The organism is Pseudomonas sp. NBB, from assembly GCF_032701105.1.
Classification (GTDB): Bacteria; Pseudomonadota; Gammaproteobacteria; order Pseudomonadales; family Pseudomonadaceae; genus Aquipseudomonas; species Aquipseudomonas asiatica.
Genome location: NZ_CP103994.1, coordinates 2,583,369 through 2,598,704 on the forward strand (window position 1 = coordinate 2,583,369; position 15,336 = coordinate 2,598,704).

The window sequence follows — 15,336 nt, forward strand, 5'->3', positions numbered from 1 at the left end:
CTACCCGTTCTATCTGCCGCAGTCCAACCAACAATCCCAAAAAGGTACGCGAAGATGTTCGAGTCTAAAATTTCCCGCTACTTCTTGCAGAGCACCTGCGCCGTAGCACTGAGCTTGCTGTGCTTGGGGGCCAACGCCTCTGCTGACAAGCCGGGGGAGGGGGTAAAGATTACGCCGGCGTTCCCCACTGTCGATGAGGAACGTTTCCGCGGCGAAGTTGCTGTGGAGGGCCTGCGCGAGCTTGGCTACAAGGTTCAGCAGCCAAAGGAAACCGAGTACGCCACCATGGTGCTCGCGGTGGGTTTTGGAGATGCCGACTTCACCGTGAACGCGTGGGACAAGTTGCATGCTGCGTTCTACGAGAAGGCCGGTGGCGACGCCAACATGATCAAAGTTGGCAACATCCTGCCTGGTATTCTACAGGGCTACCTGATCGATAAAAAGACAGCTGATCAGTACAACATCAAGTACATCACCGACCTGAAGAAACCGGAAATTGCCAAGCTTTTCGATGCGGATGGCGATGGCAAGGCTGACATGACCGGCTGCAATCCAGGTTGGGGGTGCGAGCTTGTCATTGCTCACCAAATGAAGGCTTATGATCTCGAAAGCACTGTCCATGTGAACCAGGGGTCGTACTTCGCGCTGATGGCCGACACGATCTCTCGATTCAAGGAAGGCAAGCCGGTGCTCTACTACACGTGGGTTCCGCAGTGGGTGGCTGGCGTGCTGGTCGAAGGGCGAGATGTCGTTTGGCTGCAGGTCCCCAGAACCGATCTGCCGGGCGGCGATAACACCGTTGATACTGTCTACGAAGGCAAAAATCTCGGGTTCGCTCTGGACAAGGTGCAGGCCTTGGTAAACCGCAATTTCGCGGAGAAAAATCCGGCAGCGATGAAGTTTCTCTCCCTCATGCAAATCCCGGCTGCTGACGAAAGTGCGCAGAATCTGAAGATGCAGCAGGGTGAAAAATCCATGGCAGACATTCAACGCCATACCAAAGATTGGATTGCAGCTCACCGGCAGGAATTTGATGGTTGGCTGCAAGCGGCGCGAGCTGCTGCTACCCAAGCCAGTAACTAACAAGATCATGGGCTCCGGCACCAACCCGCTTCGCCTCGCGTAAATAGCCACGGCAGTAGCGGGTCTGGTGTGTAGGTGAATGCATAACAAGCACATCGGGACGACCTTGAACTATGGTGAGCACCCCATTTTCCATCCCTGCCAGCAACCGGCGTATCGATCCCACCCGCTACCGCCCGGATGGCTCTCTGGCGAACAACGACCGCACTGAAATTGGCCCTACGCCACTTGCCTTCGCCGAGTGGGCTGCATTGTCGCTGGATGCGCCGCATCTTCCGACGATGCGTGAGTACCGTTTGGGACGCCTGGTCCAGCAACTCCAAGTTCGGGACCTTGCCGGCATTCTGTTGTTCGATCCGCTCAATATTCGCTATGCCACAGATACCACGAACATGCAGTTGTGGACGGCGCACAATCCAGCGAGGGCTTGTTTTGTCTCGGCGGGTGGGCACGTGGTGCTGTGGGATTTCCATGGCTGTGATCACCTTTCTGCACATCTGCCGCTGATAAATGAACTGCGTAGCGGCGCCTCCTTCTTCTACTTTGAAACGGGTGGTCGTACGGATGAGCACGCAAAGCGTTTTGCCGGGGAGATAGATGAGCTACTGCGTACGCACGGCGGCACTAACCGTCGACTGGCTATCGACCGCATTGAGGTCGCGGGCCTGCGAGCCCTCGATGCCTTGGGGGTACAGGTCTGCAGCGGCCAGGAAGTCACTGAGTATGCGCGCGTAATCAAAGGGCCTGACGAGATCAAGGCCATGCGCTGCGCCGTCGCCTCCTGCGAGGCCTCTATCAGCGAAATGCGCGCGGCCATGCATGCAGGTGCCACTGAGAATGACATCTGGGCGGCGTTGCACGCCGGCAATATTCGTCGCGGCGGCGAGTGGATCGAGACGCGCATCCTAAGCTCCGGGCCGCGCACAAATCCGTGGTACCAGGAGTCAGGTCCGCGGGTCTTGAGTGAAGGTGATCTGTTGTCCTTCGACACCGATCTGATCGGCGCTTATGGCATGTGCGTAGACATGTCGCGTAGCTGGATCTGCGGGGATCTGGCGCCTACAGCAGAACAGAAGCGGTTGTATCAGATCGCCCACGAGCACATTCGCTACAACACCGACCTCGTCCGCCCGGGTGTCGGTTTCACTGACTTGACCAGGCTTGGGCACCGTTTGCCCGAATCATGCCGGGCGCAACGCTACGGGGTGATGTTCCACGGTGTCGGCCTGTGCGACGAATACCCATGCATTCGTTATCCCGAGGACGTCGATGCGTACGGTTATGAAGGTGTTCTCGAACCGGGCATGACGCTATGCGTGGAGGCTTACGTCGGTGAAGTAGGTGGGCGAGACGGGATCAAGCTTGAAAACCAGTTGTTGGTCACGGATGACGGCTGTGAGGTGCTCACACGCTATCCATTTGAAGATCGATTTTTGAAGTGAAGCTGTTTTGTCATAAAGAGAGGTAGTACATGAGTGCAAATAACAGAGGTGTGGTGTACCTGGGTGCAGGTAAGGTCGAGGTGCAACACATTGACTACCCGAAAATGCAGGACCCGCGCGGCAAGAAAATCGAGCACGGGGTGATCCTCAAGGTGGTCTCCACCAATATTTGCGGCTCTGACCAACACATGGTCCGTGGTCGCACCACTGCTCAGGTGGGCCTGGTACTGGGCCACGAGATCACCGGTGAAGTCATCGAGAAGGGGCGGGATGTCGAGCATCTGCAGATCGGCGATCTGGTGTCAGTCCCCTTCAACGTCGCCTGTGGTCGCTGCCGGTCCTGCAAAGAAATGCACACGGGTGTCTGCCTTACAGTCAACCCGGCTCGCGCCGGCGGGGCCTATGGCTATGTCGACATGGGTGACTGGACAGGTGGTCAGGCCGAATACGTCCTGGTCCCGTATGCAGATTTCAACCTGCTGAAGTTGCCGAATCGCGACAAAGCCATGGAGAAAATCCGGGACTTGACGTGCTTGTCCGACATTCTACCAACCGGCTATCACGGGGCAGTTACGGCTGGTGTTGGCCCTGGCAGCACTGTTTACGTCGCCGGTGCCGGCCCCGTTGGCCTGGCTGCCGCTGCTTCTGCACGTCTGCTGGGCGCAGCCTGTGTGATCGTGGGTGACCTGAACCCAGCTCGCCTGGCTCACGCCAAGGCGCAAGGCTTCGAAGTGGTTGACCTGTCCAAAGACACCCCGTTGCATGAGCAGATCATCGACATCTTGGGCGAACCAGAAGTCGATTGCGCGGTGGACGCTGTTGGTTTCGAGGCGCGTGGCCATGGCCATGAAGGCGCCAAGCAGGAGGCCCCGGCCACCGTGCTCAATTCGTTGATGCAAGTGACCCGTGTTGCCGGGAAAATCGGCATCCCAGGCCTTTATGTGACTGAAGACCCGGGCGCCCATGATGCTGCCGCCAAGATCGGTGCGCTGAGCATCCGCTTCGGTTTGGGCTGGGCCAAGTCGCACAGTTTCCACACGGGCCAGACACCTGTGATGAAGTACAACCGTCAGTTGATGCAGGCCATCATGTGGGACCGCATCAACATTGCTGAAATCGTGGGTGTACAGGTGATCAGCCTGGACCAGGCGCCTAATGGCTACGGTGAATTCGATGCAGGCGTACCGAAGAAATTCGTGATCGATCCACACCGCACCTTCTCCTGACTCACGTGATGCCCATCTTGTCAAAAAGCCTTGGGCATCAATCCAGTGTCGGGGGAATGAAGGTTAACCGCTGATCAACCTCGGTCAGCGGTTACTCAACTTGCAGTCAGCGCCGTCACGAACTGCGAACTACGTTCTCAAGTTATCTCATGTGCTGCTTCAGCACCCTTCAAATCAACCCCCAATACCGCCATTGGTTCTTCTGTATCGAGATCAGTGCAGCGCCCTGGTGCGTATCTGTGCTGGGTGTTAACGATCACCACGACGCGTCGATCTGGTTATTACCAGGGCAATGGGAATGTGAGGGTCAAAACGCTGGGCCAGATGGGATGTCGATACCGGCGATGGTTCAAGCGTTACAGACGACCGACTCTGCTCTTAAACAGGGGGCGCGAACTGATTGCTGGGGTGTTGGATTACAAGATACGAAGGGGTGGAGAGGGCGGCAAACTATCCAGCTGTAATCCTGGCCGGAGAGTCTCGAAAGAGACCCGCCGGCAGTGACACTACGGCGTCTCAGGAAGGTGTTGCAACACGTGCGTGGGCCGCTGCGGATGTGGCAGCAGACAGCCCATCATTCTTGCGCAGCGTTCGTAGCAACGAATAGCTTGCCAAGGCCATGTAGATGGCAATCGGTAGTCCCACGACGATACTTGCGAGCTGAATCGCGGTGAGTCCACCGGCGATAATCAGGCTCGCCGCAATTGCACCTTCCAATGCACACCACAGCACTCTCAACCAATTTGGCGGGCTGACCCCGCCGACCGCGTTAAGCATGCACATGACTTGAGTGCCGGCATCGGCAGCCGTCACGAAATGCACTGCCAGAAGCAAGCACACGATGATACTCAGCGCGCCGCCGAGTGTGTGACCTCCCAGGCGCTCAAGCAGGGTAAACATCGCGGATGTGGTTTCCTTGCGTGTGGCCTCAAGAATCGGTCCGCCCGTAAACGGGCCAACTTCAGTTTGCTCGGCCACCGGCAAGCTACGGTAGGCCTGACGGGTATTTTGCTCATCTTTCAACGCAGTGCCGCCAAAAACTGCCATCCACAAAATGGTGACCAACGTAGGCACCAACAAAGCACCAAAAACCAGTTCGCGGACAGTTCGGCCACGCGAGATGCGAGCAATGAACAATCCCACGAAAGGCCCCCAGGTCATCCACCATGGCAGGTAGAAAGCGGTCCAACTGTTTTGCCAGCCACTGTCGTTCTGGGTGTCGGTCCATAGGCTCAGTCCGATGATGTTCTGGGCGTAATCGCCTGTCGCCTCAAGCATCAGGTTCATGATGTAGTTGGTTGGCCCCAGCGCGAGCACGACCAGCATCAGGCCGAACGATATGAACATGTTGGTCGTCGATAGCCGCTTCATCCCCCGTGATACGCCAGCAACGAGCGAAAGTGAGGCAATCACGGTGACCACTGCAATGATGCCCAGTTTGAACGACAGGCTCACGGGAACACCGAATACCTGGTTCAGGCCGGTATTGATCTGCTCAACCCCCATGCCCAAGGACTGTGAAACACCAAAAGCCGTTACGGCCGCACCGATGATATCGACGGTATGGCCAATCGGTCCGTAGATACGCTTGCCGATCAAGGGGTAGAGCACCGATCTTAACGCCAGCGGCAATCCTTCACGGTAAGCGAAGTAGGCCAGTCCCAGCGCAATGATGGTGAAGATCGCCCAAGGGTGCAGCCCCCAATGGAAGAGTGTGATACGCATCGCCATGCTCGCGGACTCATTGGTAAGGCCTGGCGAAAAGGGGTTGCCCGCATAGTGCAGCACGGGCTCTGCAACGGACCAAAAGATGAGTCCCACACCCATGCCAGCGCTGAACAACATGGAGATCCATGCAGCAAAGCTAAACTCAGGCTTTTCGTCTGGGCGACCCAGCTTGATATGGCCGTGACGGCTGAGGGCCAGAAAAAGCAGGAGGCAGAGTACGCCGCTGACAGAGCCGATATAGAACCATTTGAGGTTGCTCAAGATGACGTCGGAGGCGTGTTTGAATACACCGGCAGCACGTTCGCCTTGTGAGGTGCAGAGGATGACGAAAGCAGTAACAATCAAGAGTGACCCAATGGTCACCACAGGGCTGAGGCCTTTGAAAAGGCCATTTTTGGCACGCATCGGCTTTGTTCCGTTTTATTGTATTAATGGCCGGATAGGGAAGGCCAGAAAGGCGCCCTAGGGCGCCTTTTTGTCAGAGATCGATCACCAGATCGGAGGTGGGGCGGCTGCAGCACAGCAGACGCAAACCCTTGTCGATTTCACGTTGCCGAATGCCTCCGTTGTGGCTCATATCCACGCTGCCTTCGAGCAGCGCCGTTTTGCAGGTGCCACAGACACCTTGGCTGCAAGATGAGGGAACAACGGCTCCCGCCTTTTTGGCCGCACTGAGCACGGTTTGATCGGCAGTCATGGTGAAGGTCTTGCCGGAGCGTGCCATGCGGACTGTAAACGTGTCCTGGGCCTGCCCGGGTTCAGTCGACGGCAGCGGTTCGAGCACCACCTCCGCAGAAATGTCAAAACTCTCCTGATGGTAGCGAAGCAGGTCGAAACCAGCGCCACCCAACAACCCCTTGACCGCATCCATGTAGCCCTTTGGGCCGCAGGTGAAAACGGAGCGCTCTTGGAAATCAGGAATCTCTTTCTCGAGTTGCTCGATCGAAAAGCGACCTACCGTTCCCGTCCACTCCGGTTCGTCGCCCACGCTTTCACAGAAGAACAAGGTGCGCATCTTGGGCATGGTCCGCTCAAGGTGTGCAAGCTCCTGACGGAAAATGATGTCTTTAGGCGTGCGCGCGCTGTGAACGAAAACAATGTCCAGATCGGCGTGAAGGTCTGCAGCAGCACGCGTCATCGCCATCAGCGGCGTGATGCCGGAGCCCGCAGAGAGATACAGAAGCTTTTTAGCAGGCCCGGCAACAGGGGTGAAAATCCCCGCTGGGCCAGATGCAAGCAGTGCATCTCCGGCATGGAGATTGTCATGCAGCCAGTTGGAAACGATGCCGCCAGGTACTCTCTTGACCGTGATCGAGAACGTGAATGGACGTGTCGGGGTCGACGAGAGCGTGTAGCAGCGCGATACACTCTCTCCGTTGATCACTGGTGATACGGTGAGAAACTGCCCTGGCTCGTAGGCGAGGGCATGGTAGTCGGTGGAGTGGAACGTGAAGGTCTTAACGTCGTGAGTTTCAGCCTCGACGCTCAAGCACTCGATGCGTTTGCTGTCTCCGCTGACCCATTGAGCGCCGTGGGCGGCCCAATGGTCAGTGTCCGAGAAACGTTGGTCTGCACGCAGGCTGGCAATATTTTCGAACATGGTCATCACCTTAAACTCCGTGTGCCTGGAGACGTGCGCTGTACCAGCGCAGGAACTGATCCACGTAGGGCTCGGTGAACTCGGAGTAGGGGCCAGGAATGTAGGCGGGATCCTGAGTACCGCTATGGGTGATCGCAACAAGGTCGGCGTCTTGCTTGGTGGTGGCTACCCAAACCTCGGTCAGACGTTGCAGGTCGTAATCGACACCCTCTACGGCGTCCTTGTGAACCAGCCATTTGGTGCGAACAAGGGTGCGGTCCGGCGAGAGCGGGATGATCCAGCTGATCATGGCGTGGTCGCTCATGACATGGGCCCAAGCATTGTTGCCCCACAGGTGCGTATCGCCAAGATCTTTGCGTTTCAAGTTGCCGAGCAGCTTGGTGCAGGCGACTTTGGTGTCAAGGGTCTGGGATTCGCCGCTACCGGCAATGATCATGCGCTGAGTGCGGAACTGAGTGGCAGCATCGTCATCCAGGTGTTCGACCGTTTCGTAGAGATGGCCATCGTTCGCCCAGTCTGCTTCTCTTCCTGCTTTGCGAATCTGATAGGCGTCGTAGGAGGCGCGCTGTTCTTCGCTCATCTCTTCAAGGCTGACACCCAGATCCTCGGATTGATAGGAGACCAGCAGTTCAGGGTGCGTACCGTGGCAGTGATAGCACTCACGGTTATTCTCCATCACCAACTTCCAGTTGCCATTCTCGACGTAATCCAGCTCGTACGCGATCTTGGTATTGGTCAGGTCGTAGGGGGCAAAGCGTGCGCCCATCACCTCTTCCTGATAGGCAATGTCCTCAGGTGGGTTATCGCTCAAACAAACGAAGACATGGGTCCCGATAACTTTGCAGTGGACTGGAATAAGGCTGCGGCATTTGGGGTCAAAGTTTTTCCCCATATGCGCTGCATGTTTCAGGCTGCCATCCAAATCATAGGTCCACTGGTGGTAAGGGCACACCAGCATACCAACAGTAGACTTGCCTGGTTCTTTGAGGCGGGCGCCGCGGTGACGGCAAACATTGCGGTAGGCACGGATTTGCTCATCATCATCGCGCAATATGATGACGGAGGCCTTTCCGATGTCAGTAGTGAATACATCGCCGGGCTCTTCAACATCGGCAGTGACTGCCACAACAATCCAGTGTTTATTGAAGAATACATCCACGTCTGTTTCGAAGATGTCCTGTCGGCTGAAAACTTCACCGGGCATACCAAAGCCGGGCTGTCGTGAAGACAAAACTTCGCGATGAGTTTTAGAACTCGAAATGCTCATGGTAAATCCTCAGGCACTCTTATTGTAAGTATTGGTAACGCTTGTGCGAGGATTATCTGAGTAGCCTAAAAAGCCGTCAATGCGCTTATTTTTACGAGTGACATTACCTTAAGTTATGAAGCTGCTGCCAGCGCGGACAGAGGTGCGCGATTCTGCAGCCAGTGGATCACCGCCCAGTCTTCGGGGGTTGCATTGTGGCCGTGAGGAATGATCACGTAGTAGGCATCTTTGGGCCGAACCGAGAAGGCGCCCAGGCGAACGAGCTCCCCCGTGGACAATAGATGCTCGATCACCCGCCCCCAGCCCAGGCCAATGCCGTGACCGTGAAGTGCGGCATGCACGGCATTGGCGTGCAGGTTGCAGCGCAGCGCAAAATTCAGCTTGTGGGTATTCAAGCCCAACTCTTTGAACCAGCCCTGCCAGTTCATCCATCCCTCTGTCGTGGAATCAGCCTCCAGCAAACTTGAGTTTGCTAGCTCCTCCAAGGACGTTGGCATCGGGTTGCGGGCTAGCCACGCAGGGGAGCAAACCGGAAAGATTTCTTCGTCGAACAAAAAGATCGCTTGCCCATCTATCCACTCACCGTTTCCATAGCGTACATCCAGGTCTGTCTCTTGCGTACGAAGATCGCCTGTGAACATTTGGGTGGTGAGGCGAAGCTTGAGTTCTGGCATGGTTTCATGCAGCGCTGCAAGCCTGGGCATGATCTGGAACTGAGAAAACGAGGCAGTGGCGCCGAGCGTAATCTCTTTGCTCCCCTCGCGTTGGTTGATCTCATCAAAGACTGTGGCAATTTTCTGCAAGGACTCGGAGATCACCGCAAATAAGGCCAGCCCATGATGAGTGAGCTCGATATTTCGATAGGCGCGTTGAAATAATTGCGCCCCCAGGTTTTCTTCGAGCAGTTTAATTTGTTTGCTGACCGCCGCTTGGGTGACTCCCAGTTCCTTGGCGGCTTGAGTGAAGCTCTTCAGGCGTGCAACGGACTCGAACTGCAGGAGTGCGGTCATCGATGGAATGATGCGCCGGTAACCTTTGTGCTTATTGCCTGGCTCAGTGGGCTTCATGTTTATAAATTCTCTGTTTCGAGGGTTGCTTTACGAACCGCTCAGTTGCGCAGTCATCCTGTCAATGCCTGAGCTGTTGCTTCGCAGCTTCGACCGTTAGGAGGATCATAATTGAGGTACGCCTCATCTGGCAGCAGGTGGTTCGAGTTTTAAAATGAGCCTCGTTGGTTGAGTCAGTACGTGATACGAAAAAAAACGGACGGGTAATGCCCGTCCGTACCCCTAGTCATCAGGGAAAGTGCACAATTTGAACTGCATAGGTACCGGTGAGGCGGCCATCGGTCGAGGCTCGGTCTCTAAATGCTCAGGCACAGATACTTGATTTCCAGGTAGTCCTCGATACCGTACTTGGAGCCTTCGCGGCCCAGGCCCGAGGCCTTGATGCCGCCGAATGGCGCAACTTCGTTGGAGATCAGGCCGGTGTTGATACCCACCATGCCGTATTCCAGGGCCTCGGCAACACGGAACACGCGGCTCATGTCACGGGCGTAGAAGTACGAGGCCAGGCCGAACTCGGTGTCGTTGGACATGGCGATGACTTCGGCTTCGTCTTTGAAGCGGAACAGCGGCGCCAGTGGGCCGAAGGTCTCTTCCTTGGCCACGGCAGCGGTGTTCGGCACGTCGACCAGAATGGTCGGCTCGAAGAAGTTGCCTTCGATCAGCTTGCCACCGGACAGCACCTTGGCGCCTTTGCCAACGGCGTCTTCGATGTGTTCCTGAACCTTGGCGACAGCCTTGCCGTCGATCAGCGGGCCAGTGGTGGTGCCTTCTTCCAGGCCATTACCGATCTTCAGCTTGGCAACAGCGGCGGCCAGCTTCTGGGCGAACGCGTCGTAGACACCGTCCTGCACGTAGATACGGTTGGCGCAGACGCAGGTCTGGCCGTTGTTGCGGTACTTGGAGATGATCGCGCCCTCGACCGCCTTGTCCAGGTCGGCGTCGTCGAACACGATGAACGGGGCGTTGCCACCCAGCTCCAGGGAAACCTTCTTGATGTCCTTGGCGCATTCTTCCATCAGCTGGCGACCGATTTCGGTCGAGCCGGTGAAGGACAGCTTGCGTACCAGGGAGTTGCCGGTTAGTTCGCCGCCAACTTCGCCAGCGCTGCCGGTAACCACGCTCAGCACACCCGCCGGGATGCCGGCACGGGTGGCCAGCTCGACCAGGGCCAATGCCGAGTACGGGGTCTGCGAGGCAGGCTTGAGCACCATGGTGCAGCCAGCGGCCAGGGCCGGGCCGGCTTTGCGGGTGATCATCGCGGCCGGGAAGTTCCACGGGGTGATGGCCGCGGTAACGCCGATCGGCTGCTTGATGACGATCAGGCGCTTGTCTGGCTGGTGACCTGGGATGGTATCACCGTAGACGCGCTTGGCTTCTTCGGCGAACCACTCGATGAACGAGGCGGCGTAGGCGATTTCGCCCTTGGCTTCGGCCAGCGGCTTTCCTTGTTCGGTGGTCATCAGGCGAGCCAGGTCGTCCTGGTGCTCGATCATCAATTCGAACCAGCGACGCAGCTTGGCCGAGCGCTCCTTGGCGGTCAGGGCGCGCCAGGCCGGCAGGGCCTTGTCGGCGGCTTCGATGGCGCGGCGGGTTTCCGCGGTGCCCATCTTCGGCACGGTACCGATGACTTCACCTGTGGCCGGGTTGGTCACATTGATGGTCTGGCCGCTGTCCGCATCCAGCCACTCACCGTTGATGAAGGCTTGCTGGCGGAACAGATACGAATTTTTCAATTGCATGGTTCTGTTTCCTTAGTCAGATGGCAGCGCTACGCTCACGCAGGTCCATGTTCAGGATGCGGTCGTTCTCGCTGTAATCGACCGGGCAGTCGATCACGTGCACGCCCGGGGTCTTGATGCAGTGCTCGAGCAGTGGCAGGAAGGCTTCGGCGCTTTCCACGCGGTGGCCGTTGGCACCGTAGGCTTCGGCGTACTTGACGAAGTCCGGGTTGCCGTAGTCCAGGCCGAAATCGGTGAAGCCCATGTTGGCCTGCTTCCAGCGGATCATGCCGTAGCCGTCGTCACGCAGGATCACCACGGTGATGTGCATGCCCAGACGTACCGCGGTTTCCAGCTCCTGGCTGTTCATCATGAAGCCGCCGTCGCCGCACACCGAGATCACCGGGCGATCCGGGTACACCAGGTGCGAGGCCATGGCCGATGGCAGGCCGGCGCCCATGGTCGCCAGGGCGTTGTCCAGCAGCACGGTGTTCGGCTTGTGCGCCTTGTAGTTACGGGCGAACCAGATCTTGTAGATGCCGTTGTCCAGGGCGACGATGCCGTCGGACGGCAGTACGCGACGGATGTCGGCGACCATACGCTGCGGGTAGACCGGGAAGCGGTTGTCGTCGGCACCTTCGGCGATCTGCGCTTCGTTCGCTTCACGGATGGTCATCAGGCGGGTGAAGTCCCAATGCGTGGTGTCGGTCAGCGCTTCGCTGATCTGCCACACGGCGTTGGCGATGTCGCCGATCACTTCCACCTGCGGGAAGTACACGGCATCGACTTCGGCGGAGCGGAAGCTGATGTGGATGACTTCGGTGCCGCCACGGACCATGAAGAACGGCGGCTTCTCGATCACGTCGTGGCCGATGTTGATGATCAGGTCGGCCGCTTCGATGGCGCGGTGGACGAAGTCACCGGACGACAGCGCAGCGTTGCCGAGGAAGCGCGGGTGACGCTCGTCGACCACGCCTTTACCCATCTGGGTGGTGATGAACGGGATGCCGGTCTTGTCGATCAGCTGCTTGAGGACCTTGGCGGTCATCTTGCGGTTGGCGCCGGCACCGATGACCAGGATCGGGCTGCGGGCCTTCTGCAGTTTCTCGACGGCAGCTTCGATGGCCACGTGCTCGGCCAGCGGGCGGCGGTGCAGGCTGCGTGGGATCGGCAGGGCGTCGGTCTGCTCGGCGGCGATGTCTTCCGGCAGTTCCAGGTGCACGGCGCCCGGCTTCTCTTCTTCAGCCAGGCGGAAGGCTTCACGCATACGGGCCGGGATGTTGTCGGCCGAGGCGAACTGGTGGGTGTACTTGGTGATGGGGTCCATCATGCCGCACACGTCGATGATCTGGAAACGGCCCTGCTTGGACTTCTTGATCGGCTTCTGGCCGGTGATCATCATCATCGGCATGCCGCCCAGGTAGGCGTAGGCACTGGCGGTGACCAGGTTGGTTGCGCCAGGGCCCAGTGTCGACAGGCTGACGCCGGTCTTGCCGGTCAGGCGGCCATAGGTGGCGGCCATGAAGCCCGCGGACTGCTCGTGGCGGGTCAGAACCAGCTTGATCTTCGACTTGCGCAGGGATTCCAGCAGGTCGAGGTTTTCCTCACCGGGAATGCCGAACACATACTCGACACCTTCGTTCTCCAGGCATTGCACAACGACATCGGCGGCCTTGGCCATCTTGCTTACTACCTCAGGTTTATATTTGTTCGGACAGCAGGCTCCACGAGACCGATTTCAACGTCGGTCTCGTAGATGAACATTTTGCGTTTAAGGGTGTGACGTCAGGCCAGTTGATACGTGGTCTTGACGCGGGTGAAGAATTGCCTGGCGTGAGTGCCTTGTTCGCGTGAGCCCAGGCTCGAAGCGCCGTTACCGCCGAACGGAACGTGATAATCAACACCGGCGGTTGGCAAATTAACCATCACCATGCCGGCCGAGCTATTGCGCTTGAAGTGTTCTGCGTAACGCAACGACGTGGTGACAATGCCTGCGGACAAGCCAAACTGAGTGTCTTCTGCTGCAGCGAAGGCCTCTTCATAATCACGCACCTTGAGCACGCTCAGCACCGGCCCGAAAATCTCCTCCCGGTAGATGCGCATTTGCGAAGTCACTTCGGTGAACAGTGCTGGCGTGAAGTAGTACGCGCCGGCTTCGTTTTCGACTCGTTCACCGCCACACACCAGTTTGGCACCCTGTTCCAGGCCAAGAGCGACGTAGGAGAGGTTCTGCTCCAGCTGACGCCCGTCCACAACCGGGCCAATATCGGTGGACGCCTGCAACGCGTCGCCCACTTTCAGCGCCCGAGTACGCTCAGCCAGGCGCGCGACAAACGCGTCGTGAATGCCTTCAGTCACAATGACACGAGAACTGGCTGTGCAACGCTGACCCGTGCTGTAGAACGAACCGTTGAGCGCAACTTCTACCGCTTGCTCAAGATCGGCATCATCCAGCACCACCAGCGGGTTCTTGCCGCCCATCTCCAGCTGCACTTTCTTCATACCTTCGGCGGCCAGCTTGGCGATCTGACGACCTGTATTTTCCGAGCCGGTGAAGCTGATACCGTCGATTTCTGGCGAGCGGATAATTGTGTCGCCCACACTGCGACCTGGACCGATCAGCATGTTGAATACACCCGCCGGCAGGCCGGAACGGCTGATGATTTCAGCAAGTGCCCAAGCGCTGGAAGGTACCAATTCAGCCGGTTTGAAGACGACGCAGTTGCCAAAGCACAGTGCTGGCGCGATTTTCCATGCCGGGATGGCGATGGGGAAGTTCCACGGCGCAATAATGCCGATCACACCCAGTGGCTGGGTGAACACATCGATGCCGACGTCCTGGCGCACCGATTGGTACTTCTCACCTTCAGCACGCAGGGCTTCCTGGGCGTAGAACTTGAACGAGCGACCCGCGCGATCGACTTCGCCGAGCGCTTCGCGGACGATCTTGCCTTCTTCGCGGGCAAGGAGGGTAGCTAGTTCTTCACGGCGTGCAAGGATCTCGCTACCGATGAAGTCCAGCGCATCGGCGCGTTGCTGAGGGTTGCTGCGCGCCCAGGCTGGCTGGGCACGACGTGCGGCCGCGATGGCCTGCTCGGTGAGGTTCTGGTCGGCACGTACGAAGCGCTCGACCACCTCACCCGGGTTGGATGGGTTACGGTTCTCGAGGATGTCAGCGCCGCTGTCCAGGGCAACGAAAGCGCCGTCGACGAAGCTGCTTTTAGTGGCGATGGTCATGCGCTGCGGATCCTTTTCTCGGTAGTGTGGCGGGTAACGAAATGAGTGATGTTGTCGACGGCGCGGTCCATCAACTGCTGCATGGCATCCTCACTGCTCCAGGCAATGTGCGGGTTGAGGATGAAGTCGTCGCGATCAATCAGCTGGAACAACGGGTTGCTCGGATGCAGCGGCTCTACCTCGACCACGTCCAGTGCGACTCCGCCCAGCCGGCCGTGTTGCAACGCATCGATCAACGCGGCTTCGTTGACGATGCCGCCGCGGCCGGTGTTGATGACCAGCGCATCGGGCTTCATCAGCGCGAGCTTTTCAGCGTCGATCAAATTGTGGGTTTCAGGCGTCAACGGTGCATTGATAGACAGCACATCGCAGCTGCGGAGCAAGCTCTCCAAAGAGCGGCAATCGGGGCCGGAACGCTTGCCACCGCGATCTTCGAACAACACTTCCATACCGAAGGCACGGGCCAGTTCGGCCAGACGAACGGCAATCGGGCCGCTGCCGATTATCGCCATCTGCTTGCCGCGCACATCACGGATACGGTGGTCGAAGTAGATGTTCTTGTACTCGGCCTGCCCCGCATGCACCTTGCGCATCAGTCGGCTGAAGGCAGCCGGCCGGCGAAACAGCTCGAGCATCATCGCCATGCTGTGCTCGGCAACGGTGTTCGCGGCGTAGCCGGGTACGCTGGAAACCTCGATGCCATGGGCATCGCAGTAATCGACGTCGACGATGTCACGGCCGGTCAGGGCCAGCGAAATCATCTTCAGCTTCGGTAATTGACGCAGGTGCTCCTCGCGCAGCGGCACGCTGCAGGTCAGCGCAATCGTGGCGTCCTTCAGGTGCTCTAGCACCTGATCGGGGTGGGTGTAGGCAAACTGCTCCCAGGTATGTTCGCAGTCAGGGCGCTTCAGACGTGTCGAAGCCGCAAGGCCGTCGTCGTCTAGGAAAACGATATGTTCGCTCATGAT

Annotated in this window: 11 protein-coding genes; 3 read left to right on the forward strand and 8 right to left on the reverse strand. The window is 58.1% G+C overall.

Features of this window, described 5'->3' with window-relative positions:
* The first annotated feature begins 54 nt into the window (after positions 1-54).
* The 3 genes from proX (at position 55) to fdhA (ending at position 3,751) form a co-directional block, all read left to right on the forward strand.
* On the forward strand, positions 55-1,083 hold the full coding sequence (gene proX, locus NY023_RS12000) for a glycine betaine/L-proline ABC transporter substrate-binding protein ProX (RefSeq protein WP_044047238.1): 1,029 nt from the start codon (positions 55-57) through the stop codon (positions 1,081-1,083).
* Between the two features lie 113 nt (positions 1,084-1,196).
* Positions 1,197-2,525, forward strand: a complete 1,329-nt coding sequence (dddP, locus tag NY023_RS12005) for a dimethylsulfonioproprionate lyase DddP (protein WP_013972247.1) — start codon at positions 1,197-1,199, stop codon at positions 2,523-2,525.
* A 29-nt stretch (positions 2,526-2,554) separates the two neighbouring features.
* Positions 2,555-3,751 carry a formaldehyde dehydrogenase, glutathione-independent gene (fdhA, locus tag NY023_RS12010; RefSeq protein ID WP_044046974.1) on the forward strand — a complete coding sequence of 399 codons (1,197 nt, stop codon included), beginning with the start codon at positions 2,555-2,557 and terminating at the stop codon, positions 3,749-3,751.
* A gap of 516 nt (positions 3,752-4,267) precedes the next feature.
* Here the strand turns inward: fdhA and NY023_RS12015 are convergent.
* The 8 genes from NY023_RS12015 to NY023_RS12050 all read right to left on the reverse strand — a co-directional run bounded on the left by NY023_RS12015 (position 4,268) and on the right by NY023_RS12050 (position 15,333).
* Positions 4,268-5,884 (reverse strand): BCCT family transporter, encoded by a 1,617-nt coding sequence (locus NY023_RS12015; protein WP_080563768.1) that lies wholly within the window; start codon positions 5,882-5,884, stop codon positions 4,268-4,270.
* 73 nt (positions 5,885-5,957) lie between these two features.
* Complete coding sequence (locus NY023_RS12020) at positions 5,958-7,085, reverse strand: hybrid-cluster NAD(P)-dependent oxidoreductase (RefSeq protein ID WP_013972250.1); 1,128 nt, start codon at positions 7,083-7,085, stop codon at positions 5,958-5,960.
* Between the two features lie 4 nt (positions 7,086-7,089).
* Entirely contained in the window at positions 7,090-8,346 is a 1,257-nt protein-coding gene (locus NY023_RS12025; protein ID WP_044046975.1) for an aromatic ring-hydroxylating oxygenase subunit alpha, read from the reverse strand.
* Between the two features lie 113 nt (positions 8,347-8,459).
* A complete protein-coding gene (locus NY023_RS12030) occupies positions 8,460-9,413 on the reverse strand; it encodes a LysR substrate-binding domain-containing protein (protein WP_013972252.1) in 954 nt (317 codons plus the stop codon).
* Between the two features lie 296 nt (positions 9,414-9,709).
* On the reverse strand, positions 9,710-11,152 hold the full coding sequence (gene gabD / locus NY023_RS12035; protein WP_316927903.1) for an NADP-dependent succinate-semialdehyde dehydrogenase: 1,443 nt from the start codon (positions 11,150-11,152) through the stop codon (positions 9,710-9,712).
* A gap of 16 nt (positions 11,153-11,168) precedes the next feature.
* On the reverse strand, positions 11,169-12,812 hold the full coding sequence (locus NY023_RS12040; protein ID WP_316927904.1) for an acetolactate synthase large subunit: 1,644 nt from the start codon (positions 12,810-12,812) through the stop codon (positions 11,169-11,171).
* 104 nt (positions 12,813-12,916) lie between these two features.
* Positions 12,917-14,368 carry an aldehyde dehydrogenase family protein gene (locus tag NY023_RS12045; RefSeq protein ID WP_013972255.1) on the reverse strand — a complete coding sequence of 484 codons (1,452 nt, stop codon included), beginning with the start codon at positions 14,366-14,368 and terminating at the stop codon, positions 12,917-12,919.
* Positions 14,365-15,333 (reverse strand): NAD(P)-dependent oxidoreductase, encoded by a 969-nt coding sequence (locus tag NY023_RS12050; protein WP_013972256.1) that lies wholly within the window; start codon positions 15,331-15,333, stop codon positions 14,365-14,367. The genes NY023_RS12045 and NY023_RS12050 overlap by 4 nt, the downstream gene beginning before the upstream one ends.
* Between the last annotated feature and the right edge of the window lie 3 nt (positions 15,334-15,336).